The sequence below is a fragment of the Sphingomonas sp. CCH9-F2 genome, from assembly GCF_001556735.1.
Lineage (GTDB): Bacteria > Pseudomonadota > Alphaproteobacteria > Sphingomonadales > Sphingomonadaceae > Sphingomonas > Sphingomonas ginsenosidimutans.
This window is the reverse complement of the sequence record NZ_LSJO01000009.1, coordinates 1-9,727: the sequence shown is the minus strand read 5'-3', so window position 1 is coordinate 9,727 and position 9,727 is coordinate 1. Positions and strand designations below refer to the sequence as shown.

Sequence of the window (9,727 nt, the reverse complement as noted above, 5' to 3'; positions counted from 1 at the left end):
GCGCAGCCAGGACGTCAAATTGCTGCTGGATGCGATGAAGAAATAAGCCTCAGCCCAGCAATTCGGCGCGGTGGCGCGCGACCAGATCGGCCAGCCATGCGCGAAAGACGCGGACGCGTGCGAGGCGGCGGGTGTCGCGATGGGTGACCAGCCAGAAGGCGCGGCGGATCGATATGTCGGGCAGCACCCGCACCAGAGCGGGGTTCGCGCCGGCGATGAAATGCGGCAGCACGCCGATCCCGGCCCCCGATTCGATCAGGCGCGCCTGCGCCTGGATGCTCGACGAGCGCAGGTGCGGGACGAGTCGCGCGTCGATATCGTCGAGGTAGCGCAGCTCCGGCGCGTAGAGCAGGTCGGGGATATAGCCGACCAGACGATGCGCGGTGCCCAGCGTCGCGCGCGTTGGCGGAGGGTGCCGGGTGAGATAGTCGCGGGCAGCGTAGAGGTGCAGCGCGTAATCGGACAGTTTCGCCGCCACCAACGGGCCGCTGCGCGGGCGGGCGAGCAGCACCGCGACGTCCGCCTCACGCCGCGAGGGGCTGAGAAAGCCGCTGCTGGCGACCAGATCGACGGTCAGCCCGGGGTGCTCCGACGCGAAGGCGGGCAGGTGGCGCGCGACGAAGAAGGCGCCGAACCCCTCCGACACGCTGACGCGCAACACCCCGGTCAGCGTCCCCGCCGCGCCGTCGCTGGCGATCGCGTCGGCGGCGCGCGCCATGCGTTCGACCTGCGCCAGCAGCGCCTCGCCCGCCTCGGTCAGCACCTGCCCCTCGCGCGTCTGTTCGAACAGCGTGCGGCCGAGCCGCGCCTCCAGCCGGCGCAGGCGGCGGCCGATCGTGGTGGCATCGACCCCCATCGCCGCGGCGGCGCGCGCCAGCTGCCCCGATCGCGCGATGGCGAGGAAATCCTGCAGGTCGTTCCAGGGCACCGGCTGCGTCATTGCAGGTGAGCGTTGCAGAATTGCCGCTTGCCTGCAACGCGTCGGCGGGCGCACACCCCGCCGCACGAGATGGCAGGAGAGAGACACCATGCGCACGATCGACCATCATATCGTGGGCGGTGCGGCTGGTGCCGCGGCGCGCACCGGCGAGGTATTCGATCCCAACAGCGGACAGGTGCAGGCGCGTGTCGCGCTGGGCACGACCGCCGATCTGGACCGCGCGGTCGCCGCCGCGCAGGCCGCGCAGCCCGGCTGGGCGGCGACCAACCCGCAGCGCCGCGCGCGCGTGATGTTCCGGTTCAAGGAACTGGTCGAGGCGAACATGGAGGAGCTGGCGCGCACGCTGTCCAGCGAACATGGCAAGGTGATCGCCGATTCGAAGGGCGACATCCAGCGCGGGCTGGAAGTGATCGAATTCGCCTGCGGCATTCCGCACGTCCTGAAGGGCGAATATACGCATGGCGCGGGGCCGGGGATCGACGTCTATTCGATGCGGACCCCGATCGGCATCGGCGCGGGGATCACCCCGTTCAACTTCCCGGCGATGATCCCGATGTGGATGTTCGGCGTCGCGATCGCGTGCGGCAACGCCTTTATCCTCAAGCCGAGCGAGCGCGACCCGTCGGTGCCGGTGCGGCTGGCCGAGCTGATGCGCGAGGCCGGGCTGCCCGAGGGCATCCTGCAGGTGGTGCACGGCGACAAGGAGATGGTCGACGCGATCCTGGACCATCCGGCGATCGGCGCGATCAGCTTCGTCGGATCGAGCGATATCGCGCATTACGTCTACCGGCGCGGCGTGGACGCGGGCAAGCGCGTGCAGGCGATGGGCGGGGCCAAGAACCACGGTATCGTGATGCCCGACGCCGATCTGGACCAGGTGGTCGCCGACCTGTCCGGTGCGGCGTTCGGTTCGGCGGGCGAGCGGTGCATGGCGCTGCCGGTGGTGGTGCCGGTGGGCGAGAAGACCGCCGATGCGCTGCGCGAGAAACTGATCCCCGCGATCGCCGCGTTGCGCGTCGGCGTATCGACCGATGCGGAGGCGCATTACGGCCCGGTGGTGAACGCCGCGCACAAGCAGCGCGTGGAAAACTGGATCCAGACCGGCGTGGACGAGGGCGCGGAGCTGGTGGTCGACGGCCGCGGCTTCACGTTGCAGGGGCATGAGCAGGGCTTCTTCATCGGCCCGACGCTGTTCGACCGCGTCACCACCGACATGAGCGCGTATCGCGAGGAAATCTTCGGACCCGTGCTCCAGATCGTGCGCGCGCCCGATTTCGAAACCGCGGTGCGGCTGCCGAGCGAGCACCAATACGGCAACGGCGTCGCGATCTTCACCCGCAACGGCCATGCCGCGCGCGAATTCGCCGCGCGCGTCAACGTCGGCATGGTGGGCATCAACGTGCCGATCCCGGTGCCGGTCGCCTATCACACGTTCGGCGGGTGGAAGCGCAGCGCGTTCGGCGACACCAACCAGCACGGCATGGAAGGCGTGAAGTTCTGGACCCGCGTGAAGACGGTGACGCAGCGCTGGCCCGACGGCGGCACCGGCGAGGCCGCCAATGCGTTCGTCATCCCGACCATGGGGTGATGACGGGGTAGACGATGATGCCGGCGCCAGTTTCGATCCGCTTCGCAGCGCCTGGGCGCGGGGTTCCGGCGTTGTTGCTGGCCGGGTTGCTGGCGGCCTGTTCGTCGCCGGACGCGGACTATGGGAATGTCTCCGTCCCGGAGCGCGAGGCGGAGGCGCAGCAGGCGATCGAGGCGGCGGCGGCCACGAACGGCGTGCGGGCGACCGCGCGCACCGGCGTGCCGATCCAGGCCAGGCCGCTGACCGCCGCGCGCGGCCGCGCATTGCCGGCGGATTATCAGGGCTATTGGGGGGTGACCCCCGACGATTGCGAGCTGGCCAATACCGCGGCGACCGGCCGCATCAACATCGACGCCGACACGATCCGTTTCTACGAAGCGAAGGCGCGGGTGCAGTCAATCGCGCTGAGCGACCCCTATGCGCTGAGCGCCGAGCTGCGCTTCTCGGGGGAGGGCGCGGGCTGGACGCGGCGCAACGATTTCCGGCTGGAGAACGGCGGTACGGTGCTGGTACGGCGGGACGGGGCGCAGGTGGTGCGGTACGAAAAATGCTAGGGCGGCGCGATATTCGGACTCAACCCGTTCAACGGCTCCTCAGGGCGAACGGACGGGAATGTCGATACACCTGGGGGCGGATCACCCGTCGCCTGCCTGCCGTTCGGGCCGAGGAGAGGCTGAGCTTGTCGACGCCTCGTCCCGAAGCATATGCGCTGCGGTGCGTGATCGGGCGGACCGGGATGCCGACATGTCCTGTCGTTCGGCGAGGAAACAACGCGGCCCATAACGGGATGAGGACATGACCGACCAATTCGACCTGACCGACGACCAGCGCGAGATCCAGGAGCTGGCACGGCGCTTCACCGCCGACCGGATCACGCCGTTCGCCGCGGAGTGGGACGAGAAGCACGTCTTCCCGCGCGACACCATCAAGGCGGCGGCCGAGCTGGGCTTTGCCGCGATCTACGTCAGCGAGGAATCGGGCGGGATCAACCTGGGGCGGCTGGAAGCGGCGCTGATCATGGAGGCGATGGCATACGGCTGTCCCGCGACCAGCGCGTTCATCTCGATCCACAACATGGCCGCATGGATGATCGACCGGTTCGCCGACGCCGATCTGAAGGCGCACTACCTGCCCGATCTGGTCACGATGGAGCGGATCGCCAGCTATTGCCTGACCGAGCCGGGTTCCGGATCCGATGCGGCCGCGCTGAACACCAGCGCGCGGCGGGACGGCGACCATTATGTCGTCAACGGCACCAAGCAGTTCATTTCCGGCGCGGGCGAGAACGAGGTGTACGTCACCATGGTCCGCACCGGGGCGGAGGGGCCGAAGGGCATTTCGTGCCTGGTGATCGACAAGGACATGCCGGGCGTTTCGTTCGGCGCGAACGAGCGCAAGCTGGGCTGGCACGCGCAGCCGACGCGGCAGGTGATCTTCGACAACGTCCGCGTGCCGGTCGCCAACCGCGTCGGCGCGGAGGGCGAGGGGTTCCGCTTCGCGATGATGGGGCTGGACGGCGGGCGGCTGAACATCGGCGCCTGTTCGCTGGGCGGCGCGCAACGCTGCCTGGACGAGGCGATCGCCTATACGAAGGACCGGCAGCAGTTCGGCAGGCCGGTGGCCGATTTCCAGAACACCCAGTTCACGCTGGCCGACATGGACACCGAATTGCAGGCGGCGCGCTACCTGTTGTACGTCGCCGCGGCGAAGGTGACCGCGGGCGCCCCCGACAAGACCCGCTTTGCCGCGATGGCCAAACGGCTGGCGACCGATACGGGATCGAGCGTGGTCGACCGCGCGCTGCAACTGCATGGCGGCTACGGCTATCTGATGGACTATCCGATCGAGCGGTTCTGGCGCGACCTGCGCGTCCATTCGATCCTGGAGGGGACGAACCAGGTGATGCGGATGATCGTCGGGCGGGAGCTGGTGCGGGCATGACGGACGAACTGATCGTTGCGACCGAGGGTGCCGTCGGACGCGTCCGGCTCAACCGGCCGAAGGCGCTCCACGCGCTGACCACCGCGATGTGCACGGGCGTGCTCGACGCGCTGGAGGCGTGGCGCGAGGACGCGGGCGTCCGCTGCGTGGTGATCGACCATGCGCCCGCGCCGGACGGCGACCCAAAACTGTCCAGAGGATTTTGCGCGGGCGGCGACATCCGGATGCTGGCCGACAGCGGGGCGAAGGACGGGGCGGAGGCGCGCGCGTTTTTCCACACCGAGTATCGCATGAACCACCGGCTGTTCACCTATGCCAAGGACAGTGTCGCGTTCATGGACGGCATCACCATGGGCGGCGGGGTGGGGATCAGCCAGCCGTGCCGGTTCCGCGTGGCGACCGAGAATACGAAGCTGGCGATGCCCGAGACGGGGATCGGGCTGTTCCCCGATGTCGGCGGCGGCTGGTATCTGTCACGGCTGCCGGGGCGGATCGGGCAGTATCTGGCGCTGACCGGGCATCGGCTGGACGGCGCGGAATGCTTGGCGCTGGGGCTGGCGACGCATTTCCTCCCCGCCGACCGGGTGGAGGAAGCCAAGGCGGCGATCGCGGCGCGGCCCGACGATGTGGCGGCGGCGCTGGACGGGCTGTCGGTGGAGCCGGGCGCGGCGGCGATCCTGGCGCAGCGTGGGCATATCGACCGGCTGTTCGCATCGGACCGGTTGGAGGAGGTGTTCGCGGCGCTGGCGGCGGATGACGGCGACTTCGCGCGCGCGACGCTGGCGACGCTGAACACCAAATCGCCGCAGACGATGAAGGTCAGCCTGAAGCTGCTGCTCGACGGGCGTGCGATGCCGACGTTCGAGGACGAGATGCGGCAGGAATATGCGGTGGGCAGCCGCGTGGTGCAGCGCCACGATTTCCTGGAGGGGGTGCGCGCGGTGATCGTCGACAAGGACAACGCGCCGCGCTGGAACCCCGCGACCCCCGAGGGGGTGAGCGATCATGTGATCGACCAGATCTTCGCGCCGCTGCCCGACGACGAGGCGTGGACGCCGTACTGACCGTTACCGCGGCGAAGGCCGGGGTCTGGTGCCGCCAGCTGGGCGATCCGTTGATGAAGACCCCAGCCTGCGCTGGGGTGACGATCTTGAGAGGGACAGAAAATGGCCGAATATGAAACGATCCTGGTCGAACGGCGCGGCGCGGTGACGCTGGTCACGCTCAACCGGCCGCAGGCGCTCAACGCGCTCAATTCGCAGGTGCTGGCCGACCTGCTCGCCGCCTTCGCCGCGTTCGATGCCGATGCGACGCAGGGATGCGCGGTGCTGACCGGTAGCGAGAAGGCGTTCGCCGCCGGCGCGGATATCAAGGAAATGGCCGCGCAGGGCTTTGCCGACATGTACGGCACCAATTTCTTCGGCGGCTACGAAACGCTGACGCGCACGCGCAAGCCGGTGATCGCGGCGGTCGCGGGCTATGCGCTGGGCGGCGGGTGCGAACTGGCGATGATGTGCGATTTCATCCTGGCGGCGGACACGGCGAAGTTCGGCCAGCCGGAGATCAAGCTGGCGGTATCCCCCGGCATGGGCGGATCGCAGCGGCTGGCGCGCGCGGTGGGCAAGGCCAAGGCGATGGAGATGTGCCTGACCGGGCGGATGATGGACGCCGCCGAGGCGGAGCGCGCCGGGCTGGTCAGCCGCATCGTGCCGGCCGCCGACCTGGTCGAGGACGCGGTGAAGACCGCCGCGACGATCGCGGCAATGGCGCCGCTGGCGGTGATCGCGAACAAGGAGATGGTCAACGCCGCCTATGAGACGACGCTGTCGGCGGGCGTTCAGTTCGAACGCCGGCTGTTCAACGGCCTGTTCGGCACCGCCGACCAGAAGGAGGGAATGGCCGCCTTCGTCGAGAAGCGCGCGGGGCAGTGGACGGGCAAATAGACCGCGGCGTTCGTCGGAACGGGATGGATCGGAGAGGATAATATCATGGCGCGCGTCGGGTTCATCGGGCTGGGCAACATGGGCGGCGGGATGGCCGCGAATCTGGCAAAGAAGGGGCATGACGTGCGCGCCTTCGACCTGTCGGCCGAGGCGCTGGCGCGGGCGGAGGCGGCCGGGTGCCTTGCCGCCGACAGCGCCGCTGCGGCGGCCGAGGGCGCGGAGGCGGTGGTGACGATGCTGCCCGCCGGCGCGCATGTCGAGCAGGTCTATGCCGACAGCCTGGGCGGGGTGGCGGCCTCGACGATCCTGATCGACTGTTCGACGATCGACGTGACGACCGCGCGGCGCGTCGCGGAGGGTGCGGCGACGCGCGGCATCGCGGCGGTCGACGCGCCGGTCAGCGGCGGGATCGCGGCGGCCAATGCCGGCACGCTGACCTTCATGGTCGGCGGCAGCGCGGAGGCGTTCGAACGCGCGCGCCCGTTCCTGGAGGACATGGGCAAGGCGGTGATCCATGCCGGCGCCAGCGGCGCGGGGCAGGCGGCCAAGCTGTGCAATAACCTGATCCTGGGTTCGACGATGATCGCGACCTGCGAGGCGTTCGTGCTGGCCGAACGGCTGGGGCTGGACGCGCAGACCTTCTTCGACATCGCCAGCAAGGCGACCGCGCAAAGCTGGTCGATGACCAGTTACTGCCCGGTTCCCGGCGTCGGCCCCGAATCGCCCGCCGACCGTGATTACCAGGGCGGGTTTGCCGGCGCGCTGATGCTGAAGGACCTGAAACTGGCGATGGCGGCCGCCGCCGACGCGCATGCCGAGGTGCCGATGGGCGCGCGCGCCACCGAACTCTACACCGCCTTTGCCGAGGCCGGGCGGGGCGGCGAGGATTTCTCCGGGATCATCCGGATGCTGGCCGAAGCGGCCGGATAAGGCCCGCCGTCATCGCCCTCTTGCCAGTGGCTCCGATCCGGGCATAACCTCGATTATGACGGGCCGCCGCACAGGACGGTCCGCGACAGGAGGGGATGCCAGCGATGCCGAGCCAGGAGGTGGCGGCGGTGGACGACGGGCGCACGCCGCCCGCACGCCCGCGCAAGCGCGGCACGACGTCGCGGCCGCGTGGTCGCCATTCGGGCGACGTGCTGCTGGACGCGGCCAGCGCGCTGATGATCGAGCGCAATTCGATCACCATCACCTTCACCGAGATCGCGGCGCGTGCCGGGCTGAATTCGGCGCTGATCCACTATCGCTTCGGGGGGAAGGACGGGCTGTTCCGCGCGCTGATCGAGCGGGACGTGGGCGGGACCTTCCCGATGCTGGCGGACCTGGTCCGCGCCGACCTGCCGGCGGTGCGCAAGCTGGACCTGCATATCCGCGCGATCACCCAGACCTATTTCGACCATCCGTACATCAACCGGCTGGTCGCGGTGCTGGCGCAGGACGTGGAGGGGGAGGGGGCGCGCTTCGTGTCGGAGCGTGTCGTCCGCCCGCTGCACGAGGCGCAGGCCGCGATCCTGGCGCAGGGGCAGGCGGAGGGGGTGTTCCGCGCGGTCGATCCGATGCTGTTCTATTTCTCGCTGATCGGCGCGTGCGACCATCTGTTCCAGGCACGCTATGCGCTGAAATGGGCGTTCGCGGTGGGCGACATCGACGACACGCTGCGCCGCGATTATGCGCAGCACGTCCTGGGGCTGTTGATGGGCAGCCTGATGGTGCGGCCGGGGGAATAGCGGACGGGGAAGTTTCGGCGGCATCAAGAAGGGCTTATTCGCGCAGAGACGCGGAGGCGCAGAGATGTATGTTCCCGACGCGAAGCGTCCCCATCATCATCCATCAGAGTGCAATGAAGTTACTACGTGGCGGCGTGCGTTAATTCTTCGCGTCTCCGCGCCTCCGCGTGAACCAACCTTCCTCAATCCGCCGCGACCGGTCCCGACGGGGCCGAGGGGCGGCGGCATAGCCAGACGAGGACGATCAGCGATCCGGCCAGCCACGCCGACAGGCGGAACAGGTCGGTGGAGGCGAGCAGATACGCCTGCCCGACCATCTGCCGCGTGACCGCGCCCGCCGCCTGCGCCGCGTTCAGCCCCATGCGCTGCAGCTGTTCCGCCGCCATCCGATAGGGCACGCCGGTGCCGATCGCCTCGGCCAGCCGGCTCTGGTGCAGCGCCTCGCGCCGGTCCCAGGCGGTGGTGATGATCGACGCGGCGAAGCTGCCCGCGACGATGCGGCAGAAATTGGAGATGCCGGTCGCCGACGGCAGCCGTTCGGGCGGGATGCGATCGAGCGAGATCGTCAGCATCGCTAGGAAGAACGTGCTCATCGACACGCCCTGCACCAGCAGCGGCAGCACGAAATCGGAGAAGCTGGCCTGCGTGGTATAGCCCGACCGCATCCAGTAGCTGACCGCGAAGCCGCCGAACGCGATCGTGGCGAGGATGCGTGCATCGACCTTTCCCGACAGGCGCGCGACGAACGGCGTCAGGACGACCGCCACGACGCCGCTGGGCGCGGCCACCAGCCCGGCCCAGGTCGCGGTATAGCCCAGCTGCGTCTGGAGCCACAGCGGCAGGATCAGAATGTTGGCGAAGAACACCGCATAGCCCAGCGCGAAGGCGAGGTTGCCGATCCAGAAATTGCGCCGCGCGAACAGCGTCAGGTCGACGGTGGGATTGGCGTCGGTCAGTTCCCAGATCACCCAGGCGACGAAGCCGATCGCGGCGACGATCGTCAGCACGACGATGGTGGGATCGTTGAACCAGTCGGCATTCTTGCCCAGATCCAGCATCACCTGCAACGCGCCGACCCACAGGACCAGCAGCACCAGCCCGATCGTGTCGATCGGCAGCTTCATTGTCGGCGTCTCGCGCGATTTCAGGTTCGTCCAGCACACGATCGCGGTGAGCACGCCGAAGGGCACGTTGATGAGGAAGATCCACGACCAGTGGAAATTGTCGGAGATATAGCCGCCCAGGATCGGCCCCATGATCGGCGCGACCAGCGTGGTCATCGACCAGATGCCGAGCGCGGTGGCGCGCTTCTGCGGCGGGAAGATCGAAATCAGCAGCGCCTGGCTGCCCGGCATCATCGGGCCGGACACTGCGCCCTGGAGGACGCGGAAGGCGATCAGCGAATTGAGGCTCCACGCCACGCCGCACAGGAACGAGGCCATCGTGAACAGCACCACCGAGGTGCAGAACACGCGCACCACCCCGAAGCGGCGCATCAGCCACCCGGTCAGCGGCACCGCGACGCCGTTGGCGACCGCGAAGGCGGTGACGATCCACGTCGAATTGTCGCTCGACACGCCCAGAT

General features: G+C 68.8%; 9 protein-coding genes. 7 read left to right on the top strand and 2 right to left on the bottom strand.

The annotated features are described in order from the left end of the window. Window positions 1-49 precede the first annotated feature (49 nt). The gene (locus AX685_RS00370) at window positions 50-940 is read right to left on the bottom strand and encodes a LysR family transcriptional regulator (protein WP_066484299.1); all 891 of its coding nucleotides are present in this window, start codon (window positions 938-940) and stop codon (window positions 50-52) included. Between the two features lie 88 nt (window positions 941-1,028). On the opposite strand from AX685_RS00370, the gene AX685_RS00365 reads away from it, so the two are divergent. From AX685_RS00365 to AX685_RS00335, 7 genes are all read left to right on the top strand, one after another. Next, window positions 1,029-2,528: a CoA-acylating methylmalonate-semialdehyde dehydrogenase gene (locus tag AX685_RS00365; protein ID WP_066484297.1), complete on the top strand. Its 1,500-nt coding sequence runs from the start codon at window positions 1,029-1,031 to the stop codon at window positions 2,526-2,528. Between the two features lie 14 nt (window positions 2,529-2,542). Then, a complete protein-coding gene (locus tag AX685_RS00360) occupies window positions 2,543-3,082 on the top strand; it encodes a hypothetical protein (protein WP_066484295.1) in 540 nt (179 codons plus the stop codon). A 241-nt stretch (window positions 3,083-3,323) separates the two neighbouring features. After that, entirely contained in the window at window positions 3,324-4,469 is a 1,146-nt protein-coding gene (locus AX685_RS00355; RefSeq protein ID WP_066484293.1) for an acyl-CoA dehydrogenase family protein, read from the top strand. Continuing rightward, on the top strand, window positions 4,466-5,533 hold the full coding sequence (locus tag AX685_RS00350; protein WP_066484291.1) for an enoyl-CoA hydratase/isomerase family protein: 1,068 nt from the start codon (window positions 4,466-4,468) through the stop codon (window positions 5,531-5,533). Before AX685_RS00355 ends, AX685_RS00350 begins: the two co-directional genes overlap by 4 nt. A gap of 102 nt (window positions 5,534-5,635) precedes the next feature. Continuing rightward, window positions 5,636-6,412 (top strand): enoyl-CoA hydratase, encoded by a 777-nt coding sequence (locus AX685_RS00345; protein WP_066484286.1) that lies wholly within the window; start codon window positions 5,636-5,638, stop codon window positions 6,410-6,412. Between the two features lie 45 nt (window positions 6,413-6,457). Beyond that, window positions 6,458-7,342, top strand: coding sequence for a 3-hydroxyisobutyrate dehydrogenase (gene mmsB / locus AX685_RS00340; RefSeq protein ID WP_066484284.1), 885 nt, complete (start codon window positions 6,458-6,460; stop codon window positions 7,340-7,342). A gap of 104 nt (window positions 7,343-7,446) precedes the next feature. Further along, a complete protein-coding gene (locus AX685_RS00335) occupies window positions 7,447-8,142 on the top strand; it encodes a TetR family transcriptional regulator (RefSeq protein ID WP_066484282.1) in 696 nt (231 codons plus the stop codon). 182 nt (window positions 8,143-8,324) lie between these two features. On the opposite strand, the gene AX685_RS00330 is transcribed toward AX685_RS00335, so the two are convergent. After that, window positions 8,325-9,727 (bottom strand): DHA2 family efflux MFS transporter permease subunit (locus AX685_RS00330; protein WP_066484280.1); only part of this gene is annotated, 1,403 nt, incomplete at its 5' end.

Excerpts from the sequence above, each read along its gene's own strand:
- AX685_RS00335 (WP_066484282.1), top strand. The coding sequence starts at position 7,447 with ATGCCGAGCCAGGAGGTGGCGGCGGTGGACGACGGGCGCACGCCGCCC.
- AX685_RS00365 (WP_066484297.1), top strand. The coding sequence starts at position 1,029 with ATGCGCACGATCGACCATCATATCGTGGGCGGTGCGGCTGGTGCCGCG.
- AX685_RS00355 (WP_066484293.1), top strand. The coding sequence starts at position 3,324 with ATGACCGACCAATTCGACCTGACCGACGACCAGCGCGAGATCCAGGAG.
- AX685_RS00370 (WP_066484299.1), bottom strand. The coding sequence starts at position 940 with ATGACGCAGCCGGTGCCCTGGAACGACCTGCAGGATTTCCTCGCCATC.
- AX685_RS00350 (WP_066484291.1), top strand. The coding sequence starts at position 4,466 with ATGACGGACGAACTGATCGTTGCGACCGAGGGTGCCGTCGGACGCGTC.
- mmsB (WP_066484284.1), top strand. The coding sequence starts at position 6,458 with ATGGCGCGCGTCGGGTTCATCGGGCTGGGCAACATGGGCGGCGGGATG.
- AX685_RS00360 (WP_066484295.1), top strand. The coding sequence starts at position 2,543 with ATGATGCCGGCGCCAGTTTCGATCCGCTTCGCAGCGCCTGGGCGCGGG.
- AX685_RS00345 (WP_066484286.1), top strand. The coding sequence starts at position 5,636 with ATGGCCGAATATGAAACGATCCTGGTCGAACGGCGCGGCGCGGTGACG.